General features: G+C 73.7%; 16 protein-coding genes. 11 read left to right on the top strand and 5 right to left on the bottom strand.

Translation table 11 applies throughout. The features are described 5' to 3' along the window. Positions 1 to 1,542 precede the first annotated feature (1,542 nt). Positions 1,543 to 2,103 carry a CGNR zinc finger domain-containing protein gene (locus AR3_RS17475; RefSeq protein WP_067915287.1) on the top strand — a complete coding sequence of 187 codons (561 nt, stop codon included), beginning with the start codon at positions 1,543 to 1,545 and terminating at the stop codon, positions 2,101 to 2,103. 31 nt (positions 2,104 to 2,134) lie between these two features. On the opposite strand, the gene folP is transcribed toward AR3_RS17475, so the two are convergent. Beyond that, positions 2,135 to 2,965, bottom strand: coding sequence for a dihydropteroate synthase (gene folP, locus AR3_RS17470; protein ID WP_067915305.1), 831 nt, complete (start codon positions 2,963 to 2,965; stop codon positions 2,135 to 2,137). A gap of 257 nt (positions 2,966 to 3,222) precedes the next feature. Here folP and AR3_RS17465 point away from each other — a divergent pair, with 257 nt between their 5' ends. The 3 genes from AR3_RS17465 to AR3_RS17455 all read left to right on the top strand — a co-directional run bounded on the left by AR3_RS17465 (position 3,223) and on the right by AR3_RS17455 (position 6,880). Further along, on the top strand, positions 3,223 to 4,257 hold the full coding sequence (locus AR3_RS17465) for a GDP-mannose 4,6-dehydratase (protein WP_067915304.1): 1,035 nt from the start codon (positions 3,223 to 3,225) through the stop codon (positions 4,255 to 4,257). Between the two features lie 93 nt (positions 4,258 to 4,350). Further along, positions 4,351 to 5,913 carry an MFS transporter gene (locus tag AR3_RS17460; protein WP_067915286.1) on the top strand — a complete coding sequence of 521 codons (1,563 nt, stop codon included), beginning with the start codon at positions 4,351 to 4,353 and terminating at the stop codon, positions 5,911 to 5,913. 94 nt (positions 5,914 to 6,007) lie between these two features. Then, complete coding sequence (locus AR3_RS17455) at positions 6,008 to 6,880, top strand: LysR family transcriptional regulator (protein WP_067915285.1); 873 nt, start codon at positions 6,008 to 6,010, stop codon at positions 6,878 to 6,880. 95 nt (positions 6,881 to 6,975) lie between these two features. Here the strand turns inward: AR3_RS17455 and AR3_RS17450 are convergent, their stop codons facing one another. Further along, positions 6,976 to 7,905 (bottom strand): Lrp/AsnC family transcriptional regulator, encoded by a 930-nt coding sequence (locus AR3_RS17450; protein WP_067915284.1) that lies wholly within the window; start codon positions 7,903 to 7,905, stop codon positions 6,976 to 6,978. A gap of 681 nt (positions 7,906 to 8,586) precedes the next feature. Between AR3_RS17450 and AR3_RS17445 the strand changes: the two genes are divergently transcribed. The 5 genes from AR3_RS17445 to AR3_RS17425 all read left to right on the top strand — a co-directional run bounded on the left by AR3_RS17445 (position 8,587) and on the right by AR3_RS17425 (position 15,023). Continuing rightward, a complete protein-coding gene (locus tag AR3_RS17445; RefSeq protein WP_067915283.1) occupies positions 8,587 to 10,023 on the top strand; it encodes a GuaB1 family IMP dehydrogenase-related protein in 1,437 nt (478 codons plus the stop codon). 113 nt (positions 10,024 to 10,136) lie between these two features. Then, the gene (locus AR3_RS17440) at positions 10,137 to 11,528 is read left to right on the top strand and encodes an LCP family protein (protein ID WP_067915282.1); all 1,392 of its coding nucleotides are present in this window, start codon (positions 10,137 to 10,139) and stop codon (positions 11,526 to 11,528) included. 109 nt (positions 11,529 to 11,637) lie between these two features. Then, a complete protein-coding gene (locus AR3_RS17435; RefSeq protein ID WP_067915281.1) occupies positions 11,638 to 13,131 on the top strand; it encodes an LCP family protein in 1,494 nt (497 codons plus the stop codon). 154 nt (positions 13,132 to 13,285) lie between these two features. After that, complete coding sequence (locus tag AR3_RS17430) at positions 13,286 to 14,311, top strand: enolase C-terminal domain-like protein (protein WP_313819684.1); 1,026 nt, start codon at positions 13,286 to 13,288, stop codon at positions 14,309 to 14,311. 103 nt (positions 14,312 to 14,414) lie between these two features. After that, positions 14,415 to 15,023 carry a P-loop nucleotide/nucleoside kinase family protein gene (locus AR3_RS17425; RefSeq protein WP_067915280.1) on the top strand — a complete coding sequence of 203 codons (609 nt, stop codon included), beginning with the start codon at positions 14,415 to 14,417 and terminating at the stop codon, positions 15,021 to 15,023. On the opposite strand, the gene AR3_RS17420 is transcribed toward AR3_RS17425, so the two are convergent. The 3 genes from AR3_RS17420 to AR3_RS17410 are packed head-to-tail and all read right to left on the bottom strand — an operon-like array spanning position 15,017 to position 19,809. After that, positions 15,017 to 16,171, bottom strand: a complete 1,155-nt coding sequence (locus tag AR3_RS17420; RefSeq protein ID WP_067915279.1) for an acyl-CoA dehydrogenase family protein — start codon at positions 16,169 to 16,171, stop codon at positions 15,017 to 15,019. The genes AR3_RS17425 and AR3_RS17420 overlap by 7 nt on opposite strands. Continuing rightward, a complete protein-coding gene (locus AR3_RS17415; protein WP_067915278.1) occupies positions 16,168 to 18,183 on the bottom strand; it encodes an acetyl/propionyl/methylcrotonyl-CoA carboxylase subunit alpha in 2,016 nt (671 codons plus the stop codon). Before AR3_RS17415 ends, AR3_RS17420 begins: the two co-directional genes overlap by 4 nt. A 9-nt stretch (positions 18,184 to 18,192) precedes the next feature. Further along, on the bottom strand, positions 18,193 to 19,809 hold the full coding sequence (locus AR3_RS17410) for an acyl-CoA carboxylase subunit beta (RefSeq protein WP_067915277.1): 1,617 nt from the start codon (positions 19,807 to 19,809) through the stop codon (positions 18,193 to 18,195). A gap of 424 nt (positions 19,810 to 20,233) precedes the next feature. Here AR3_RS17410 and AR3_RS17405 point away from each other — a divergent pair, with 424 nt between their 5' ends. Both AR3_RS17405 and AR3_RS17400 read left to right on the top strand, forming a co-directional pair. Next, entirely contained in the window at positions 20,234 to 20,863 is a 630-nt protein-coding gene (locus tag AR3_RS17405; protein WP_067915276.1) for a TetR/AcrR family transcriptional regulator, read from the top strand. Positions 20,864 to 20,920: 57 nt separating this feature from the next. Further along, entirely contained in the window at positions 20,921 to 21,442 is a 522-nt protein-coding gene (locus tag AR3_RS17400; protein ID WP_067915275.1) for a GNAT family N-acetyltransferase, read from the top strand. The last annotated feature ends 885 nt before the right edge of the window (positions 21,443 to 22,327 follow it).

The raw sequence follows: 22,327 nt of genomic DNA, 5'->3' as shown, positions 1-22,327 counted from the left end.
CCGCCGCCCTCGTCCATGACGGGCCTGGGGTGCGGGACGGGAACACCTGCGTCACCGACTGTCCGGCCGACTACGGCAGTACCGCACGTAATACCGCACGTGATGCAGTACCGCACGTAATGGAGACCAGCGGCGCAAAGGACGGGCCGAAGACCACGACTGCTGGTCGCGCCTCTCCCCTGCCCGCGTTCTCCTGTCGGCGTGCAGCTGCCGACGGACGCGTTCCGGACGCGCCTTCGGCGCCTACCTGAAAGCCCCTCAATGCGTCATTGATCTCGCGCGGGCGGTTCCATCCAGCCGACCGGCCCCACGTGCTCGGCGGCGTTCCGGTCATGGCCCTGGCACCTCCGCCGACCCGCTCGGCTCGGACCGGCGCGGCGGCCCCGACAGGCTCTGACCGGTCGGGCGAGGTCCCCGCGGACCGACGACTCCATGGCGTAAACGATCGTGCCGCGCATCCCGCCCATCTTGACCGCCGCGCGCCGCAGGACGCCAGCGCGGCACAGCCCGCCCGTGGCCGATAGTGGTCACTGAGCACATTGAGCACCAGCGCCCCAGAAGCTCGAGCGGAACATCGCCGACTCCATCCGCACAGACCGGGCACGCCCGGCAACGCCTGCCCGACGACCATGACGCGGTCTGCAACGGATCTTCGCCGAGCGCGCCGCAAAAGCCCCGACGGTCACGCTGGCCGCACCGTGGACGCACACAGGGCTGACAAGCTCACTGCGCCGTTGCTCAAACCCTTGACCCTGCTGGTCGACGAGGCCGCGCGCGACCATCCCACCGGCCGCATCGCCGAGCCCAGCAGCGCCGCCCGCGCCGTCCAGCGCGAACAGCGTGGGACCGCTCCACGATCGCCAGCCCGCCAAGCCTGGCCCCGTTGTGCAGACCCTCGCCCTGCTCACTGCCTCCGGGGTGCGCGGGACGACAGGACCACCGGCCACATCGCCGAATGCGGTCTGCCCCGGGCCGCCCGGCGCCGACGGTGAAGGGCGCAGCCACCCCCTGGCCCGACAAGCCCCACGGCGCCGTTGCGCATGCTCCTGGTCTGCTGATCGACAGCTGCTCCGCGCAGCGCCAGGCTCGCGGGCCGCCTCGTCCATCGTGTCCTATTCCGGCCATCCCAATCTCGGTGAACAGCTGACCCGGATCTCAACGGGCGACCCGACAGGCACTGCGGCGTCGGTCGTGACTCGGGTGGCACGGGCATCGGAGGCAGCCCTGACACCGATCCGACCGCCGTGCTCCGCGAGCGGCAAGATCGCGTCTGGCCTGCGCTGAGAAGGGCGGCGAGAACGACGACGATCCGTGCCTCTTCGTGGGGCTGCGGCGTCGGGGAGAGCGCGGCGCTTGTGCGTCCCATGAGGACGTCACCTGGGGCGACGGCCGCTCGTCGCCGGGCCGCGGGGGCCTGCCTCCGGCCAGGGCGGCGTTCACCCCAGGCGTCATATGGTGATAACGTGCGGCGCTCTCAGGGGGGTCCCTCTCCCGTGCCGCGTTTTCGCACGTCCGTCGCCGGTCTCCGAGACTGGAGTCACAGTGATCTTCACTCATGACGCCGAGCACGCGTTGGCCACCGTCGTCGACCTGATCAACACCGGGCCCGAGGCGTCGGGTGAGGAACGGCTGGCAGACCTGGGCGCGCTGCGGGCGTTCGTCGACCGCAACCGGTTCAGCGACGTGCACCAGTTGACCGAGCGCGACCTGGAGCGGGTGCGCGACCTGCGGACCCGCTTCCACGCGGTGTTCACCGCGCCCGACGTCCAGGCGGCCGTCCGGCTGATCAACGAGATCATCGGCGAGGTGCGCACCACGCCGCACCTGACCGACCACGACGGCTACGACTGGCACGTGCACTTCTTCGCGCCGGGCGCGCCCATGGACGAGCATCTGGCCGCCGACTGCGGCATGGCGCTGGCGTACGTGGTGGCCGCGGGCGAACTGGAGCGTCTGCGCACCTGCGAGGCGCCCGACTGCTCCCGCGTCCTGGTGGACCTGTCCCGCAACCGCTGCCGCCGCTACTGCGACAGCCGCACCTGCGGCAACCGGATGCACGTGGCGGCCTACCGGGCCCGCCAGCGCGAGGCCGCCGCCCACTGACGAGGCCCCGCGCCGTCGGCGCGAAGGGCGGTCACGGGGCGAGGGACGCGACGGCGTCCAGGGCGCGGCGGGCGCCCGCGACGTCGTGGACGCGGAACACGCGCGCGCCCAGCCACGCCGACACCCCCAGCACCGCCATGGTGCCGACGCCGCGCTTGTCGACCGGCTGCCCCAGGGTCTCGCCGATGAAGTCCTTGTTGGACACCGCGACCAGGACGGGCCAGCCGGTGGCCGTCAGCTCGCCGAGGCGGCGGGTGATCTCCAGCGAGTGGCGGGTGTTCTTGCCGAAGTCGTGCGCGGGGTCGATGAGGATGGCGTCGCGCGGCACGCCGAGCGCGACGGCCCGCTCGGCCTCGGCGGTCACGTGCCGGATGACGTCGGCCACCACGTCGTCGTACCCGACGCGGTGCGGGCGGGTGCGGGGCGCCAGGCCGCCCGCGTGCGCGCAGACCAGGCCGATGCGGTGCGCGGCGGCGACCTCGGCCAGCCGCGGGTCCGGGCCGCCCCAGGTGTCGTTGAGCAGGTCCGCGCCGGCGGCGGCCACGGCCTCGCCGACCTCGGCGCGCCAGGTGTCCACGCTGATCACGATGTCGGGGTGCCGGTCGCGGACGGCGGCGACCAGCTCGACCACGCGCCGCTTCTCCTCGGCCGCGTCGACCTCCTCGCCCGGCCCGGCCTTGACGCCGCCGATGTCCACGATGTCGGCGCCCTCGGCGACGGCGCGGTCCACGGCGGCCAGCGCGGCGTCGAAGGCGTAGGTGGCGCCCCGGTCGAAGAACGAGTCGGGCGTCCGGTTCACCACGGCCATGATCGCGTACCGGCCCAGCGGCCGCCCGTTCGGCCGCAGCGGCGGCGGCTCCATCGGCGGCTCCGTCGGCGGGTCGCCGGCGGGCGGACGGGCCTCACCGGCGGTCATCGCAGCACCCCATGATGAGCCCACGCTCGCACAGACCGGCCCCGCGCCGCCACGCGGATGTGAAACTCGAAGCAAATTCGGTGCAAACGGCGCCCTCTCTCGTCAGCGTCGCAAGCGGGTCGCTAACCTCATAATTCACTCTCACAGCGGGGGACCTCCTCGCAGTGAGCCCCGTGAGCGACCGATACGGCCAGGAGGATCCGCTGTCCAGGCGAGCACTCATCACCGGCATCACCGGGCAGGACGGCTCGTACCTCGCCGAGCATCTGCTCGCGCAAGGGCATGAGGTGTGGGGCCTGGTCCGCGGTCAGGCCAACCCGCACGTGGCGCGGCTGCGCAAGCACGTCGGCGACGTGCGGATCACCACCGGGGACCTGCTCGACCAGGGCAGCCTGATCTCGGCGGTGGAGCGGGTGCAGCCGGACGAGGTGTACAACCTGGGCGCGATCTCCTACGTGCCGATGTCCTGGCAGCAGGCCGAGCTCACCGCCGAGGTGACCGGCATGGGCGTGCTGCGCATGCTGGAGGCGATCCGGGTGGTGTCGGGCATCAGCCCGTCCCGCACTCCCGGCAGCGGGCAGATCCGCTTCTACCAGGCCTCGTCGTCGGAGATGTTCGGGATGGTGCGGGAGACGCCGCAGAACGAGAAGACCCCGTTCCACCCGCGCAGCCCGTACGGCGTCGCCAAGACCTACGGGCACTACATCACGCAGAACTACCGCGAGTCGTACGGGATGTTCGCGGTCAGCGGCATCCTGTTCAACCACGAGTCGCCGCGGCGGGGCGCGGAGTTCGTCACCCGCAAGGTGTCGCTGGGCGTGGCGCGCATCAAGCTGGGCCTGGCCAAGGAGCTGCGGCTGGGCAACCTGGAGGCGCGGCGCGACTGGGGCTTCGCCGGCGACTACGCCCGCGCCATGCACTTGATGCTGTCGCAGGACACCCCCGAGGACTTCGTGATCGGCACGGGCGAGACCCACTCGGTGCGCGAGCTGGTCGAGTTCGCCTTCCGCACCGCGGGCCTGGACTGGCGCGATCACGTGGTGACGGACCCCCGCTACACCCGCCCCGCCGAGGTGGACCTGCTGTGCGCCGACCCCAAGAAGGCGCGCGAGCAGCTGGGCTGGGAGCCCGAGGTCACCTTCGAGGAGCTGGTGACGATGATGGTGGAGTCCGACCTGCGGCTGCTGTCGGAGTCGGCGCGCCCGGAGGACGAGCCGTTCAGCCCCGACCACTGGTGACCCCGCCCCGGCGGGACGCGGGAGGCCGCTGAAGCGCCGGCCTGCGACGTGCGACGATGCTGGTATGCCGTCGCGCGAGCCGGTCCGGCGCTGATGCCGGACGTCACGCTGGGAACCGCCCGGGGCCGCTGGCTGCTGCTGGCCACCGTGCTCGGCTCCAGCGTGGCCCTGCTGGACTCCACGGTCGTCAACGTGGCGCTGCCGCGCCTGGCCCGCAGCCTGGACGCGTCCATGGCCGACCTGCAGTGGACGGTCAACGCCTACACGTTGACGCTGGCCGGGTTCATCCTGCTGGGCGGCTCGCTGGGCGACCGGTACGGGCGGCGCCGCGTGTTCCTGATCGGCGTGGTGTGGTTCGCGGCCGCGTCGGCGCTGTGCGCGGCGGCGCAGGACGTCGTCACGCTGGTGGCGGCCCGGGCGCTGCAGGGCGCGGGCGGGGCGCTGCTGACGCCCGGCGCGCTGGCGCTCATCCAGGCGTCGTTCGCGCCGGACGACCGCCCCCGCGCGGTGGGGGCCTGGTCGGGGCTGGGCGGCGTGGCCGCGGCGGTCGGCCCGTTCGTCGGCGGCTGGCTGGTGGAGGCCGCCGGGTGGCGCTGGGTGTTCCTGCTGAACCTGCCGCTGGCGGCCGTGGTGGTGCTGGTGACGGCGCGGCACGTGCCCGAGAGCGCCGACCCCGGCGCGCACGGCCGTTTCGACGCGCTGGGCGCGGCGCTGGCGGCGCTGGCGCTGGCGGGCCTCACCTACACGCTGACCGAGGCGCCCAAGGGCGCCGCGGACGCGGTGGTCGTCGCGGCCGGGGCGGCGGGGGTGCTCGCGGCGGCGGCGTTCCTGCTCGTCGAACGCTCCCGCGGCCGGGCTCAGGCCTCGGGCGGCGTCCGGCGCGGCCGCCGGACGATCCCGCAGCCGATGCTGCCGCTGGAGCTGTTCGGTTCGCGGCAGTTCTCGGCCGTCAACGCCGTCACGTTCGTCATGTACGGCGGGATGGGCGTGATGTTCTTCCTGCTCGTGCTGAACCTGCAGGTGGTGTCGGATTTCACGCCCGTCGCCGCGGGCGCGGCGCTGCTGCCGGTGACGGTGCTGATGCTGCTGCTGTCGTCGCGGGCGGGCGCGCTGGCGCAGCGGATCGGGCCGCGGCGGCCGATGGCGGCCGGACTGGCGGTCGCGGCGGTCGGCGCGCTGCTGATCGGACGCATCGGGCCGCACGCCTCGTACGCGCGCGACGTGCTGCCCGCCGCGGCGGTGTTCGGGCTGGGCCTGTCGGCGGTGGTCGCGCCGCTGACCGCCTCGGTGCTGGCCTCGGTGGACGACCGGCACGCGGGCGTGGCCAGCGGCGTCAACAACGCGGTGGCGCGCACGGCGGGGCTGCTGGCGGTGGCGGCGGTCCCGCCGCTCGCCGGGCTGACCGGCGCCGCCTACGCCGAACCGGCGGTGTTCGCCGACGGGTTCGCGGTGTCGATGCGGGTGTGCGCGGTGATGCTGCTGGCCGGGGCCGCGCTGGCGGCGCTGACCATCGGCGACGACGTCCTGCGCGCCGCGCCCGGCCGCGCGCGCGAGCCGTGCTGCAAGAGCCACTGCGCGGTGGGGGCGCCGCCGCTGGAGCCCGGCCCTGACGCCGCTTCCCCGCCGGCCGCCGCGCCGGGCGGGGGCCTGCGCTAGCACGCTGACGCGGACACGTCCTCGTCAGGGAATTCTCAGGTCCGATTCCGGCTATGTCCGGGACCGAAGCGGTTCGTTGGCATACGGTCAGGGCATGAATCTGCGGCAGCTGCGCTACGTCGTGGCGACCGCCGACCACGGGACGATGACGTCGGCGGCCCAGGCGCTCTACGTCGCCCAGCCCGCGCTGTCGCGGGCGGTCCGCGAACTGGAACGGGAGCTCGGCGTGGAGCTGTTCGCGCGCTCCGGCCGCGGCGTCGTGCTCACTCCGGTCGGCGAGGAGGTGGTGCGGCAGGCCCGGGTGGCGCTGGAGGCGGTCGAGGCGATCGAGGGTCTGTCGGTGGCGCACGGCAACGGCCGGGGCGCGGAGCTGCGCGTCGCCACCCCGCCGTCCCTGGAGCCGGAGCTGACCGGAGGGCTGCTGCCCCGCTTCGCCCGCGACCGTCCGGCGGTGCGGGTGCGGGTGGTGCGCTGCCGCGGCCGCGAGGCGGTGACCGCGGTGCTGCGCTCCGGCCGCGCCGACCTGGCCGTCGCCGACCTGCCGGTGCCCGGCGACCTGATCGCGCATCCGCTCGAGGAACGGGAGGTGGTGCTGGTCTCCCCGCCCGGGCTGCGGCTGCGCGAGCCGGTGCCGCCGGCGGCGCTGGACGGCCTGCGGCTGATCATGCCCGCGCGCGGCGGGGCCAGCCGCGCGGAGCTGGACGCCCTGCTGGCGCGGCTGGGCGTCACACCGGTGCCCGCGCTGGAGTCCGACGAGCGCGCGGCCTGGCCGGGCTGGGTGCGCGCGGGGCTGGGGTCGCTGGTGTGGTACCGCAACCAGATCGACGACACCGAGGGCCTGGTGGTGCGCTCGTTCGGACCGCCGGTCACCCGCATGATCGGCCTGGTGCACGCGCACCGGCAGCTGTCGCCGGCGGCCCGCGACTTTCTGAACTTCGCCAAGGAGAGCGGCCGCGACCAGCACTGACCGGGAGGCGGCCGCGGCGTGCCGGCCCGGCCGCCACGGGAGCGCTCCCGTGGCGGCCGGGCCGACACGCCGGCGACGCTCCGGGCCCCGAAGGGTCAGTGCCCGCCGGAACGGACGGCGCCGTTCAGGGGCTTGTCGGGAAGCTCGACGGCGTAGGACTCCTTGACGACGTCCAGGTGGTGCCACGACTCGCGGACGGTGGCGCCGGGCACGGCGCGGATGGCGTCCAGCACCGACACCAGCTCGGCCCGGGAGGCGGCCTCGGCCTGCCCCACGATGTCGTAGCGGCCGAAGCCGGTCGCCACGTACCGCACGCCGTCCTGCTCGGCCACGGCCTCGGCGACGCGCCGCAGCCCGCCGGTGACCACCAGCCCGAAGCCGCCCAGTTCGCGGGCGCCCAGGGCGTGGGGGTCGGCCAGCCCGGTCACCTGGATGACGCCCGAGCGCATCAGCCGGACCACCCGGGCCCGGGTCGCCGCCTGCGACAGGCCGATGATGTTGGCCAGGCGGGTGTAGGGGGCGCGGCCGTCGCGCTGCAGCTCCTGCAGCAGCCGCCAGTCGATGTCGTCGAGGCTGATCTCGCCCAGCTCGCGCACCACCGAATGGGTGTCGCGGACCGTGGTCACCGACCGGAACACCTCCGCGGCGCGCACGCCGGGGACGGACCGGATGTAGTCCACCTCCGCGGCCAGGGCGGCGTCGTCGCGGGTGCGGATCTGGGCGACCACGTCGTGCGGCCCGGCCGTCAGGGCGGCGAAGCTGACCGCGGGCCGCGCGGCGATGACCGCGGCGACCTCGCGGGCCGAGCCGTCGACGGTGACCGAGACGTGCCCGATCGCCTCCGCGCCGACCACCGCGGCGTGCACGATGCCGACGACGCGCACCACCTGGGACTCGAGAAGGTGCTGCACCCGGGCCCGCACCGCCGTGCGGGACAGCCCGACGCGGTCAGCGAGCGCCTGGAACGTCGCCCTGCCATCCCGCTGGAGCTCGCGGACGAGCACGGCGTCGACCGCATCCAGCACGGCTCTCCTCCTCGACACGCAATGAATCGATTTGCCAATGACTGCAAGATCATTCCATTCGGGGACGGTCTGACGTCAAATATTGATCTTGCTCGTGTTCGTCCTGCCCGGCGACCGTCGATGCGTCGGCGTCCGGTCGCGGCGACGATCGGATGCCGCGTAAACCGGTACGACAGCGCAACGCTGATCGGATCATCGTGCGCGGACGGTGACGCTGGGCGACGGCGCGGCACCGGACGACGTTGCGACGATCACCTGCCGGACGTGACGAGCCCCGGCGCGGGCGGACGCGGCACACCGGGGTCGACAGCGTGACATGCATGCGCTTCTCCCGGTGTTCTGCTGTGACGCCTCCTACGGGGGGCAGCCGTCCGCGTGAGGCACATGTAAGAAAACTGCAACGAGCCGACAGGATCGTCAAGAGGTAACTTTACAGAGAGCGAAACCTCACGTTGCCCACATATCGACTCTTGTCCGTCTGATCACACTGGCCAGGAGAGAAAGCCCTGGCAGCGGCGTTGAGGCCACCACCTCGTCACCCTCAGGTAGTACGCCCCCGACCCCCCGGAAGCCCCGGCGGCGCGGGGGTCGGCGGCGGAGCTTGGCGGAAGCACCCCGGGGTATGGATCACAATGTACGGTGATCCAGCCAGTTTGACTGTGATTGGTGTGTAGTACAGCCGTGCGCCTGCTGAACGGTGAGCGCGTCGCTCACGACCTCACCTATAACGACGTTTTCATGGTTCCCCGCCGTTCGTCGGTCGGGTCGCGGCTGGACGTGGACCTGACCACCTCCGACGGGAGCGGCACCACCGTGCCGATCGTGGTCGCCAACATGACGGCGGTGTCCGGCCGCCGCATGGCCGAGACCATCGCCCGGCGCGGCGGGATCGCGGTGATCCCCCAGGACATCCCGGTCGACGTCGTCGCCGACGTGATCGGCTGGGTGAAGCGCCGCCACCTGGTCTACGACACCCCGATCCGGCTGACCCCCCACTCGACCGCGGGCGAGGCGCTGGCCCTGCTGCACAAGCGCGCCCACGGCGCGGTGATCGTCGTCGAGGACGACCGTCCCGTCGGGGTGGTCACCGAGGCCGACTGCCAGGGCGTGGACCGCTTCTCCCAGCTGCGCGACATCATGTCCCGCGACCTGGTGACGCTGCCCGACGGCATCGACCCGCACGACGCCTTCGACCGGCTGCACGAGCGCGGGCACCGGCTCGCCCCGGTCGTCGACGCGCGGGGCCGCCTGACCGGCATCCTCACCCGCACCGGCGCGCTGCGCGCCACCCTCTACACCCCCGCGGTCGACGCCTCCGGGCGGCTGCGGGTGGCGGCGGCCGTCGGCGTGAACGGGGACGTGGCGGGCAAGGCGAAGGCGCTGCTGGACGCGGGCGCCGACCTGCTGGTGGTGGACACCGCGCACGGCCACCAGGACAAGATGATCAACGCGCTGCGGGCGGTGCGCGGGCTGGACCCGGCCGTTCCGGTCGTGGCGGGCAACGTGGTCACCGCCGAGGGCGTGCGCGACCTGGTGGAGGCCGGCGCCGACATCGTCAAGGTCGGCGTGGGGCCCGGCGCGATGTGCACGACGCGGATGATGACCGGGGTGGGCCGGCCGCAGTTCTCCGCGGTGCTCGAGTGCGCCGCCGAGGCGCGCCGCCTGGGCCGCCACGTGTGGGCCGACGGAGGCGTGCGGCACCCGCGCGACGTGGCGCTGGCGCTGGCCGCGGGCGCCTCCAACGTGATGATCGGCTCCTGGTTCGCCGGGACCTACGAGTCGCCGGGCGACGTGCAGCGCGCCGCCGACGGACGGCTCTACAAGGAGAGCTTCGGCATGGCCTCGGCCCGCGCGGTGCGGCTGCGCACCGCCGACGACTCCCCGTTCGAGCGGGCCCGCAAGGCGCTGTTCGAGGAGGGCATCTCCACCTCCCGCATGTACCTGGACCCCCAGCGTCCCGGCGTGGAGGACCTGCTCGACTCGATCGTGGCCGGGCTGCGCAGCGCCTGCACCTACGCGGGCGCCCGCACGCTGGAGGAGTTCCACGAACGCGCCATCGTCGGCGTGCAGAGCCCGTCCGGCTACGCCGAGGGAATGCCGCTGACCACGAGCTGGTAGACGGCGGGTCCGAAAACCCCCGGCAAACCCCAACCGGCCGTGTCCGCGATGGCCCGGACGGCGGTGATCGGCCCAGGCTGTCCCTCCGGTGCGGTTCGGAGGGGAGAGGCCACATGGACGGCGACGCGCCGTGGCGCGGACTCGGCAGGGCGCTGCTGGTCACGGCGGTCTCGGCGGTGGTGCCGGGCATGGCGCACCTGCGCGCGGGACGGGTCCGGACGGGCACGGCGCTGCTGTTCTCCTACACGCTGGCGCTGAGCGGCGTCGTCCTCGCCGCCGGGTGGCTGTGGTCCGCCCTCGTGGACGCGGCGGTCCGGCCGCAGCGGCTGGCCGCGCTGGTCGTCGGCTGCGCGGCGCTGGCCGGCGGGTGGACGCTGCTGATCGTCCGCTCCTACGCCGTGCTGCGCCCGGACGGGCTGTCCTGGCCGTGGCGGCTGGCCGGCGGCGCCGCCGTCGCGGCGATCTGCGCGCTGGCGGCGCTTCCGCCGCTGACGGCGGCGCACCTCGGCACTCTGCAACGCGACCTGCTCGACAGCGTCTTCCCGGCCCGCGACCCGGTCGCGGCGGGCCTGCCGTCCGCGCGCCCCGGCGGGGCCTCCTCCCCCGTCGGCGCCGCGCCCGCCGGCCGCGACGACGTCCCGCGGGCGCTGCCGCGCCGCCTGGACGTGCTGCTGATCGGCGCGGACGCCGACGTCACCCGCCCCGGGCTGCGCGCCGACAGCATCACCGTGGCGAGCGTCGACACCCGCACCGGCCGCACGCTCCTGCTGGGCCTGCCGCGCAACCTGCAGCGCGTGCCGGTCTGGTCGGGCCGCGGCCGCGTGCCCTTTCCCCGGCGCGAGCTGCTCAACGCCGTGTACGCGCTCGGCCGCGCCCGCCCGGACGCGCTGGCGGGCGGCGACGGCCGCCGGATCCGCGATCCCGGCGCCGAGCTGCTGAAACGCACCGTCGGTCACATCCTGGGCCGTCCGGTCCCCTACTACGTCATGGTGGACATGCGCAGCTTCCGGGAGATCGTCGACGCGATGGGCGGCGTGCGGGTGTGCGCCCGCCGGGCCGTGCCGGTGCCGCGACGGCAGGTGCCCCGGGGACGCGTGGGACCGGGCTGCCGCAGGCTCACCGGACGCGAGGCCCTGTGGTACGCGCGATCCCGCACCGGCAGCGACGACTACGACCGGATGACCCGCCAGAAATGCCTCATGTGGGCGATCGCCCGGCAGGCCCGCCCGCTGCCGGTGCTGCGCAGCTTCCGGCGGCTGTCGCGCACGTTCGCCCGCTCGGTCAGCACCGACCTGCCGCGCGGCATGCTGCCTCATTTGGTGCGGCTGGCCGGACGGGTCCGCGGCGCCGAGATCACGACCCTGCAGTTCACGCCGCCGCTCGTGCGGCCCGGCGCCCCCGACTACCCGGCCATCCGCCGGATGACCGCCGAGGCGGTGGCGGCGTCGCAGAACGGCACCACGAACGCCGTCGGCTTGCATAAGATCAGTAAAAGCTGCACCTGACCTGTCGCGGAGGGCGGCGGTCGACGGCTCCGCAACCCTGCGACGTTTTCACGCGTCCATAATGTAGGCGGGAGCCTGTTTTTGAGCGTGGGTGGGGATCGGAGCGTACATGGCGAGTCGATCGGCGGCGCGTCCCGCCTCTGACGAGGACGAGGACGCCGAAGGCACCGCCCCCGGAGGCCACGGGCTCCTCCGCGCGCTCGGGTTGACCCTCGCGTCCACCCTGCTGTGGGGCGTGGCGCACCTGCGCGTCGGCCGCCGCTGGTCGGGCGCCCTGCTGATGGCCCTGTTCCTGGCGCTGGCCGCCGCCGGCGCCGTCGCCGGACTGTTCTTCCGCCCCGACCTGCTCCAGCTGGCCGTGCGCCCGGACTGGCTGACCGGCCTGGCCGCCGGGATCCTCGCGCTGGGCCTGCTGTGGATCACCGTGGTGATCCGCTCGTACCAGCTCGTCCGCCCCGAGACCCTGTCGCTGGCCGCCCGCGCCGCGGGCGCGGCGGGCGTGATCGTGCTGTGCTTCGCGGTGGCGCTGCCGGCCGCCTGGGCCGGATACAGCGCCTACGTCTACCGCGACGCGCTGACCAGCATCTTCCGCACCGGCGACAGCCGCGGACGCCCCGTCGACGTCAAGGACCCGTGGAACGGGCAGCGCCGCGTCAACGTGCTGCTGCTCGGCGGCGACGCCGCCGCCAACCGGCAGGGCGTGCGCACCGACAGCATGACCGTCGCCAGCATCGACACCAAGACCGGCGACACCGTCCTGCTGAGCCTGCCGCGCAACCTGGAGCGGGTGCCGATGCCGCCCGGCCCGGCCCGCGACCGCTTCCCCTACGGGTTCACCGGCGACGGCCCCAGCACCCCCGGCCTGCTGAACGAGGTCTACCAGTACGCCGAAGACCACCCCGACGTCGTGCCCGGCGCCCGCAAGAACGAGCGCGGCCCCGAACTGCTCAAGGCCACCATCAGCGGCATCCTCGGCCTGCCCATCGACTACTACGTGCTGGTCGACATGTTCGGCTTCGCCGACATCATCGACGCGATCGGCGGCGTCAAGATCAGGATCGACCAGCCGATCCCCTACGGCCTGGAGGGCGGCGTCCTGCAGCCCGGCTACCGCACGCTGTCCGGCAAGGAGGCGCTGTGGTACGGCCGGTCCCGCACCAACAGCGACGACTACACCCGGATGGGGCGGCAGAAGTGCCTGCTGCGCGCGATCGCCCGGCAGGCCGACCCGCGGACCGTGCTGACCAAGTTCGACCGGCTGGCCGCCGCGACCAAGCGCGCGATCTCCACCGACATCCCGCAGGAGCTGCTGCCGGCGTTCATCGAGCTGGCCGACCGGTTCAAGGACGGCGGCCAGGTCACCAGCCTGCAGTTCGTGCCCCCGCTGATCTACACCGGCAACCCCGACTACGCGCTGATCCGCCGCCTGGCCGCGCAGGCCGTGGCCACCCCGCCCGAGTCGTCCGCCTCCCCGTCCGCGTCGCCGTCGGCCTCGGACAGCGGCGCCGCGGATTCGGGCCGGTCGACGCCGCGCGCCTCCTCGTCCGGGCGGCCCGTCCGGCAGACCAAGCCGGTGTCGCTGGACGCCACCTGTCCCTCCTGACGCCTCCCCTCCTGACGCCGCGGGCGCCGTCCCCGGCCGGCGGGCGTCCCCACCGGGCTCCGCGAGGGGGGATCATGGAGAGGGTGAGAGTTCCTCCTCCGGAAGGACGGTGCGGGTGCCCCAGGTCTCAGGATGTGACGTCTTCCGCGTGGCCATGCCGCGCGGGCGGCGCCCGGAGAGCATCCTCGTACGGCTGACCGACCGCGGCGGCGCGGTCGGCTGGGGCGAGGTCGCCGTCCCCGACGGCGCCCCCGGCCCCGACCCGGTCTGGGCCGACATCGAGGAGCGGATGGGCCCGGCGGTCCTGGGCCTGGAATGGGAGCGGCCCGAGGACGTGTCGGCCGTGGCCGACCTGGGCTCGCGCCTCGCCGCCGCGGCCGTCGACATGGCCTGCTGGGACCTGTGGTGCCGCGGCCGGGGCCTGCCGCTCGCGCACGCCCTGGGCGGCACCCGCACCTCCATCGTCACGGGCGCCCGCATCACCCCCGAGCCGCTGCTGGAAACGGTGGTGAGCCGCGTCAACCAGGCCGTCGGCGCCGGCCACACCCGCATCACCGTGGAGGTGCGGCCGGGCTGGGACATCGAACCGGTGCGGGCGATCCGGCACGCCTACCCGGCGCTGGCGATGGTCGTCGACGCCGGGCACTCCTACACCGAGTCGCCCGAGCACCTGAGGGTGCTGGAGGCCCTGGACGCCTACGGGCTGCTCGCCGTCGAACGGCCGTTCCCCGCCGACGACCTCGCCGCGCACGCCCGCCTGCAGCGCCAGATCGCCACCGCCGTCGCCCCCGCGGTCGGCGACCCCGACACCCTGGAGGCCGCCCTGTCCATGGAGGCGGGCCGCGTGCTCAACCTGCGCATCAGCAGCCTGGGCGGCCTCACCGCCGCGCGCAGCGCCCACGACCTGGCCTACGCGGCCGGATGGGACGTGTGGTGCACCGGCTCGGGCGCGTTCGGCATCGGCCAGGCCGCCGCCGTGGCGCTGGCCGCCCTGCCCGGCTGCACCCTGCCGAGCGACGTGACCGACCCGGCGAACGGTCCCGCGTTCGTGTCGCCGCCGGTGCGCTCGTCCGGCGGCATGGTCGGCGTCCCCCTCACCCAGCCCGGCCTCGGCCACCAGATCGACGAGGTGCGCATCGACCGCCTCGCCCGCCGCCGCACCCGGATCCCCGCGTCGTGACCGGGCGGGAACGGCACGGCGCCGCCCGGACGGGACGGCGGCGCGCAAGCCCGGACGGAAGGCGGCGCCGCCCCGGCGCCGCGCACGCGAGCGGAGGGCGCGGATGAGCGTCGCGGCGGTCTGGGTCGTGGCGGGCGCGCCGGGGAGCGGCAAGTCGACCGTGGCGGCGCGGCTGCTGGCCCGGCTGCGCCCGGTGCCCGCCCTGCTCGACAAGGACACCATGTACGGGCCGTTCGTCGCGGCCACGCTGGCGGCGCACGGACGCGACCCGGGCGAACGCGAGGGCCCCTGGTACGACGAGCACGTCAAGCGGCACGAGTACGACGGGATGACCGCGACCGCCCGCGAGATCCGCTCCCACGGCTGCCCGGTGCTGCTGAACGGCCCGTTCACCGGGCAGATCCGCTCGCCGGATCGGTGGGCGGCGTGGGTGGACGCCCTGGGCGGCCCTCCGGTGCGGCTGGTGTGGATCCGCTCCGACGCCGCCACGCTGCGGCACCGCCTCACCGCGCGCGGCCTGGAACGCGACCGCGGCAAGCTGGCCGCGTTCGACGCCTTCGTCGCCCGCATGCGGCCGGACGTGCCGCCGCCCGTCCCGCACGTCGAGATCGACAACCGGCTGTCGGCGCCGGTGCCGCTGGACGAGCAGGTCGCCCGTCTCGCCGCGCGCTCGAGCGCGGTCCCGCACGACGCGCGAGCCGGGCGTCAGTAGGACTTCGGCAGGCCCAGCGAATGCTGGGCCACATAGTTGAGGACCATCTCCCGGCTGACCGGCGCGATCCGCATCAACCGCACCATCCCGGCGAGCATGCCCACGCCGTACTCGACGGTCAGCCCGTTGCCGCCGTGGGTCTGGATGGCCTGGTCGACGCAGCGCACCGCGGCCTCGGCGGCGGCGTACTTGGCCATGTTGGCCGCCTCGCCCGCCCCCTCGTCGTCGCCCTGGTCGTACAGCCAGGCCGCCTTCTGCCCCATCAGCCGCGCCAGCTCCAGCTCGATCTTGGCCTGGGCGAGCGGATGCGCGATGCCCTGGTGCGCCCCGATGGGCGCGCGGAACACCTGCCGCTCCTTGGCGTAGGCGACGGCCTTGCCGAGCGCCAGCCGGCCGATGCCCGCGCCCATCGCCGCCGCCATGATCCGTTCGGGGTTGAGCCCGGCGAACAGCTGCAGCAGGCCGCCGTCCTCGTCGCCGACCAGCGCCTCGTAGGGCAGCCGCACCTCGTCCAGGTGCAGCACGAACTGCTTCTCCGGCGAGACGATCTCCATCTCGATCGGGGTGTAGGCGAAGCCGGGCGCGTCGGTCGGCACGATGAACAGCGACGGCCGCAGCGCGCCCTTCTGGTCCTGGGTGCGGCCCACGACCATCACCGCGTCGGCCTCGTCCACCCCGGAGATGAACGTCTTCTGCCCGGTGAGGACCCACCCGTCGCCGTCGCGGCGCGCGGTGGTGGTGATGCGGTGGGAGTTGGACCCGGCGTCCGGCTCGGTGATCGCGAACGCCATCGTCACCGACCCGTCGGCGAACCGCGGCAGCCAGTGCTCCTTCTGCTCGGCCGTGCCGAACCGGGAGATGATCGTCGCGCAGATCGCCGGGGACACCACCATGAGCAGCAGCGGGCAGCCCGCCGCGGCGAGCTCCTCGCACACGGCCGCCAGGTCGCCGATGCCGCCGCCACCGCCGCCGTACTCCTCCGGCACGTTCACGCCCAGGTACCCCAGTCGTCCGGCCTCCGCCCACAGCTCGCGGGTCTTGCCGCCGCTGCGCGCCTTCTCGGCGTAGTAGGCGGGCCCGTACTTGGCGCCCAGCTCGGCGACGGCCTCGCGCAGGGCCCGCCGCTCCTCGCTCTCCACGAAACTCACTCGGATCCCCCTTCGGACGACGGCGGTTCGGCGATCACGGCGAGGACGGCGCCCGCCTCCACCTGCTGCCCCGCGGCGACGTTCAGCTCCGCCACGGTCCCGGCGGCCGGGGCGGTGACGGGGTGCTCCATCTTCATCGCCTCCAGCACCACCAGCGTCTGCCCCTCGGTCACGCTGTCGCCGGGCTCGACGTCCACCCGCACGACGGTGCCGGGCATGGGCGCGAGCAGCGACCCGGGCGCCACCAGGTCGCCGGGGTCGGCGAAACGGGGCAGCGCGCGCAGCGCCACCGGCCCCAGCGGCGAGTCGACGAACAGCCGGTCGCCGACGGCCCGGACGCGGAACACCCGCCGCACCCCGGCCGCGTCGAGCGTCACCTCCACCTCGCCGCCCGCCTCGTCGACGACGACGGCGCGGACCAGGTCCACGCCGTCGTACCCGTCGGCGATCAGGCCGCCGCGCGCCAGCCGGTAGGCGACCTCGATCGCGGCGCCGTCCGGGCCCTCGAACGTCTTGCGCTGCGGCTGCGACGGCACGTTGCGCCACCCGGACGGCAGGCCGCGCTGCACGGGCGCGGCGGCACGGTTGAGCTCGGCGTCGGCGAGCGCCGCGGCCAGCGCCGACACCCGGACGGCCCGCGCGTCGGCCAGCGGCGCCGCCAGCGCGTCCAGGCCGACCTGGTCGATGTAGCCGGTGTGGGTGTCCCCGGCGAGGAACGCCGGCTCGGCCAGGATCCGGACGAGCAGGTCCCGGTTGGTGACGACACCGTGCAGACGCGCCCCGGCGAGGGCGGCGCGGAGCCTGCGCGCCGCGCCCGCCCGGGTCTCCTCCCACACGATGACCTTGGCGAGCATCGGGTCGTAGTGGACGCCGACCTCGCCGCCGGCGCCCACTCCGGCGTCCAGCCGCACGCCGTACCCGGCCCCGCGGCCGGGCAGGTCGAACGCGGCGTCCACGCCGGGAACGTCGAACGTGTGCAGCACGCCGCTGCCGGGACGCCACCCCGCGGCGGGATCCTCCGCGTACAGCCGCACCTCGATCGCGTGCCCGGGGCGGGGCGGCGGAGGCTCGGCGGGCAGCGCACGCCCCTCGGCGACCTCGATCTGCAGCCGCACCAGGTCCACGCCGTACAGGCACTCGGTGACCGGATGCTCGACCTGCAGCCGCGTGTTCATCTCCAGGAAGAAGAACCGGCCGTCGTCGGCCAGCAGGAACTCCACCGTGCCCGCGCCGACGTAGCCGATCGCCCGGGCCGCGTCCACCGCCGCCGCGCACAGCCGCTCCCGCAGCGCCGGCGTGACCGCGGGCGACGGCGCCTCCTCGACGATCTTCTGGTGGCGGCGCTGGATCGAGCACTCCCGCTCCCCCAGCGCCCACACCGTGCCGTGCCGGTCGGCGACGATCTGCACCTCGATGTGCCGGGCCCGCTCCAGCAGCGGCTCGCAGAACACCGCCGGGTCGCCGAACGCCGACTGCGCCTCCCGCCGGGCCGCCGCCACGGCGTCGGCCAGCTCGTCCATCGCGCGCACGACCCGCATGCCGCGTCCGCCGCCGCCCGCCGACGCCTTCACCAGGACCGGCAGGTCGGCGGGGGCGACGGCGTCCGGGTCCAGCTCCGGCAGCACCGGCACGTCCGCCGCGGCCATCAGCTTCTTGGCCTCGATCTTCGACCCCATCGCCGCGATCGCCTCGGGCGGCGGGCCGATCCAGGTCAGCCCGGCCGCGCCGACCGCGCGGGCGAACTCGGCGTTCTCCGACAGGAACCCGTAGCCGGGATGGACCGCGTCCGCCCCCGCCGCCCGCGCCGCCGCCACGATCAGGTCGCCGCGCAGGTAGGTGTCGGCGGGCGCCGCGCCCGGCAGCCGCACCGCCGCGTCCGCCTCGGCCACGTGCGGGGCGTCCGCGTCGGCGTCGGAGAACACCGCCACCGTGCCGATCCCCAGGTCGCGGCAGGTGCGGAAGACGCGGCGGGCGATCTCGCCGCGGTTGGCCGCCAGCACAGACTCGATCATCGCCTCACATCACATCCGGAACACGCCGAAGCCCTCGGCCCCGGCGACGGGAGCGTTGTGGATCACCGACAGGCAGATGCCGAGGACGGTCCGGGTGTCGCGCGGGTCGATCACCCCGTCGTCGTAGAGCCGCCCGGACAGGAAGAACGGCAGCGACTCGGCCTCGATCTGCGCCTCGACCATCTCCCGCATGGCCCGGTCCTGCTCCTCGTCGTACTCCTGCCCGCGCGCCCGCGCCGCCTGGCGCGCCACGATCGACAGCACCCCGGCCAGCTGCTGCGGCCCCATGACGGCCGACTTGGCGCTCGGCCAGGTGAACAGGAACCGCGGATCGTACGCCCGGCCGCACATGCCGTAGTTCCCGGCCCCGTACGACGCCCCCATGATGATCGAGATGTGCGGGACCCGGCTGTTGGCCACCGCGTTGATCATCAGCGCGCCGTGCTTGATGATGCCCGCCTGCTCGTACTCCTTGCCGACCATGTAGCCGGTGGTGTTGTGCAGGAACAGCAGCGGCGTGTCGGTCCGGTTGGCCAGCTGGATGAACTGCGCGGCCTTCTGCGACTCCTGGCTGAACAGCACGCCCTGCGCGTTGGCCAGGATCCCGATCGGATAGCCGTGCAGCCGCGCCCATCCGGTCACCAGGCTGGTCCCGTACAGCGGCTTGAACTCGTCGAACTCCGAGCCGTCCACGATCCGCGCGATCACCTCGCGGGGGTCGAACGGCGTCCTGAGGTCCTCGGGGACGATGCCCGCGAGCTCCTCTGCGTCGTACAGCGGCTCGCGGACCGGCCCCGGCTCCGGGCCGAGCCGGCGGTGGTTGAGCCGCGCCACGATCTGCCGGCCGAGGCGCAGCGCGTCGGGTTCGTCCACGGCCATGTAGTCGGCCAGCCCGGACGTGCGCGCGTGCATCTCGGCGCCGCCCAGCTCCTCGTCGTCGGCCTCCTCGCCGGTGGCCATCTTCACCAGCGGCGGCCCGCCGAGGAACACCTTGGCGCGCTCCCTGACCATGACGACGTGGTCGCTCATCCCGGGGACGTAGGCGCCGCCCGCGGTGGAGTTGCCGAACACCAGCGCGATGGTGGGGATGCCCGCCGCCGACAGCCGGGTCAGGTCGCGGAACGTCCGCCCGCCCGGAATGAAGATCTCCTTCTGGGTGGGCAGGTCGGCGCCGCCCGACTCCACCAGGTTGATCAGCGGCAGCCGGTTCTCCAGCGCGATGTCGAACGCGCGGAAGGTCTTGCGCATCGTCCACGGATTGCTGGACCCGCCGCGCACGGTCGGATCGTTGGCGACGATCACGCATTCGACGCCCTCGACCACCCCGATCCCGGTGACCACGCTCGCCCCGACCGGGAACTCGGTGCCCCACGCGGCCAGCGGGCTCAGCTCCAGGAACGGCGAGTCCGGATCGAGCAGCAGCTCGATCCGCTCGCGCGCCAGCAGCTTGCCGCGCTTGCGGTGCCGGGCGACGTACTTCTCCCCGCCTCCGGCCAGGGCCTTGGCGTGCTCGGCTTCCAGCTCCTCCAGCTTGGCGAGCATCGCCGCACGCCGCTCCCGGTAGGCGGGGCTGCCGGTGTCGAGAGAACTCCGCAAGGGCCGCGCCGATCCGCGGTGGGACGTCATCGCCCGCACCTCCCCGGCGTTCGACGCGCGCCCGCCTTTACGTCGTAGATCAGCAACCGCTCGCCGGCGGCCGAGCGGATGGGCCGGGACCCGCCCGCTCCGCCGACCACGCCGACGTCGTCCGAACGCACAACGCGACCCGAGATCTCGGCCCCAGCGGCGCCCCGGCCGCCACGATCCGCCCCGCGACCAGGCACCTCCCACGTCCGGTGCGGCGGTGACGACGCCTGCGAGCCAGGCGCCGCTGGACGCTCGAACGAGAACCCGCTCGGGCACGACGGCCCGCGGGACCGGATCGCCGTCGCGGCCGGGCGGCGAATGATCCGCGGCGGTTTGTCCATGGCTGCACCCTGCCACCCCGGCGCGAAGAAATCAATCACGCTTGATTGTTTTTCGGTCGGGCGGTCTGGTTGACTTGGACGTCATGGAACCGAGGGCGACGGGGACGCAGGCGGTGCGCGAACCGCAGCAGGACCGCAGCCGCGCCACCCGGCGCCGGCTGCTGGAGGCGGCCATCGACTGCCTCGCCACCCTCGGCTGGTCCCGCACGACCGTGGCCGTGGTCGCCGAACGCGCGGGGGTGTCCCGGGGCGCCGCCCAGCATCACTTCCGCACCCGCGAGGAACTCGTCACGGCCGCCATCGAGTACGGCACGGAGGTGCGCCTGCGTCGGATGCGCGAGCATCTCGACGCCCTGGCGGGGAGACGGCCGCCCACTCTCGACGTGCTGACGCTGCTCGCGGAGATGTACACCAGTCCGCTGTTCCGCGCGGCCCTGCAGCTGTGGGTGGCCGCCAGTTCCGACGAGCAGCTGCGGGCACGGGTCGTCCCTCTGGAGGCCCGCGTGGGGCGGGAGGCGCACCGCCTCACCGTGGAGGCGCTCGGCGCCGACGAATCGGTGCCCGGCGTCCGGGAGACGGTCCAGGCCACGCTGGATCTCGTGCGCGGCCTCGGCTTGGCGGATCTGCTCACCGACGACTCGGCCCGTCGTTCCCGTCTGCTGCGGCAGTGGGCGGTGACGCTGGACATGGCCTTGGGAGCCCGGGCGCGCTGACGGCATCGGCCGGTGAATACCGATATTTGGCGGTCTGCGGGGGACGCCCTACCGTGGATGATCATGAGTGTTGATCAAGTGGCGTTGCGCCCGGTCTTCGAAGCAGATCTGCCGCTGCTGGACCGGTTTCTGATCGATCCCGAGCTCAGCAGCCCGTATCAGTGGTTCGGCTGGTCCGACCCCGGTCGCTTGCGGCGCCACTGGGCCGACAACGGCCTGCTCGGCGATGACGGCGGCCGCCTCATGGTGGTGCGCGGCCTTGAGCGGCTCGGCTACGTCGCCTGGCGGAAGGTCCTGACCGGCCCCACCTCGCACTGCTGGAACATCGGAATCATTCTGCTTCCGGAGGCCCGCGGCCGCGGTTACGGCACGCAGGCGCAGCGCCTGCTGGCCCGCTATCTGTTCGCGCATACGCAGGTCGTGCGGGTCGAGGCCGAGACGGAGGTGACGAACGTGGCGGAGCAGCGTTCGTTGGAGAAGGCCGGTTTCACCCGTGAGGGCGTTCTCCGCCGCTACACGTTCCGGGACGGCGAGTGGCACGACGCCGTCGTCTACAGCGTCCTCCGCGGCGAAATCTGAAACCCGCAAAGGCCCGCCAACGGCGGGCCCACCCAAACAACAATCCCACCCGAATTTGAGCCTGGGCCTCACCTGAAGTAGCACTAGGCGGGCGTTGTGCGCACTATCAGCTCCAGTCGCCTACTGTCCGCGCAATACAGGACCGTGTGCCCCATCGCCCCCGCTGCAGAAGCGCAGCCAGTCGTGCACCAACCGCAGCGTCCACGACAGCCCGCCGGCCGTTAGGCCGACTCCCGGCATGGGCGTCACGACGGCGCTGCTGGGCGTGCGGGCATCCGAGTCTTCAAACAGATGATTCGGACTCCAGACCGCCGCCATGCAGTCGGGCGCTTTCGGGTCTCGCCAGGAGAAGTCGCCGCGGCCCGGTCGTCTCCCGCGTCTTGAGGCCGACGACGGAACGGCGTGCCTTTACGTGGTCGTCGCCGCGACACTTCGGATCAGGAGTATGCCGCGCACCGCCAGGGTTTCCTGACCAAGCGGGGCTACGCGACTCCGTCCTGACAGGCGAGGAGATCTGACCCCGGCGGCCTGAGGGCGGCTCCACCGGGTGTGTTCGGCGCTGTGAGCGAGAGATCGCGCTCGCGTGCCGTGCCGGAGCCGAGAGGGACGGTCCATGGTCCGGCGGGCGTTGCGGACAGCCTCGCGGGCCCGGCCTCAGCGGATGCCGCCCAGTAGCCGCAAACAACAGGGCCGCACCCCACACGAACAAGTCCACCCCGTACCCACCAGAGACACCGTTAACGACCTCAGACGCCACACAGGAGAGAGCGCCAACCACGCCGCGGGACCGGCGACATGCGAGCACCCGGATCACCAACCAAGACCGCACTCCACCGCCCACCAGGACAAGCCGGAGGACCCCAACAAGCCCTAGAAAGCACCACG

This window comes from Actinomadura rubrobrunea NBRC 15275 (genome assembly GCF_001552235.1).
GTDB lineage: Bacteria > Actinomycetota > Actinomycetes > Streptosporangiales > Streptosporangiaceae > Spirillospora > Spirillospora viridilutea.
This window is presented reverse-complemented; position numbering and strand designations above follow the sequence as displayed.

Excerpts from the sequence above, each read along its gene's own strand:
- folP (WP_067915305.1), bottom strand. The coding sequence starts at position 2,965 with ATGGAGCCGCCGCCGCTGCGGCCGAACGGGCGGCCGCTGGGCCGGTAC.
- AR3_RS17460 (WP_067915286.1), top strand. The coding sequence starts at position 4,351 with ATGCCGGACGTCACGCTGGGAACCGCCCGGGGCCGCTGGCTGCTGCTG.
- AR3_RS17455 (WP_067915285.1), top strand. The coding sequence starts at position 6,008 with ATGAATCTGCGGCAGCTGCGCTACGTCGTGGCGACCGCCGACCACGGG.
- AR3_RS17440 (WP_067915282.1), top strand. The coding sequence starts at position 10,137 with ATGGACGGCGACGCGCCGTGGCGCGGACTCGGCAGGGCGCTGCTGGTC.
- AR3_RS17435 (WP_067915281.1), top strand. The coding sequence starts at position 11,638 with ATGGCGAGTCGATCGGCGGCGCGTCCCGCCTCTGACGAGGACGAGGAC.
- AR3_RS17430 (WP_313819684.1), top strand. The coding sequence starts at position 13,286 with ATGCCGCGCGGGCGGCGCCCGGAGAGCATCCTCGTACGGCTGACCGAC.
- AR3_RS17425 (WP_067915280.1), top strand. The coding sequence starts at position 14,415 with ATGAGCGTCGCGGCGGTCTGGGTCGTGGCGGGCGCGCCGGGGAGCGGC.
- AR3_RS17415 (WP_067915278.1), bottom strand. The coding sequence starts at position 18,183 with ATGATCGAGTCTGTGCTGGCGGCCAACCGCGGCGAGATCGCCCGCCGC.
- AR3_RS17410 (WP_067915277.1), bottom strand. The coding sequence starts at position 19,809 with ATGACGTCCCACCGCGGATCGGCGCGGCCCTTGCGGAGTTCTCTCGAC.
- AR3_RS17405 (WP_067915276.1), top strand. The coding sequence starts at position 20,234 with ATGGAACCGAGGGCGACGGGGACGCAGGCGGTGCGCGAACCGCAGCAG.
- AR3_RS17400 (WP_067915275.1), top strand. The coding sequence starts at position 20,921 with ATGATCATGAGTGTTGATCAAGTGGCGTTGCGCCCGGTCTTCGAAGCA.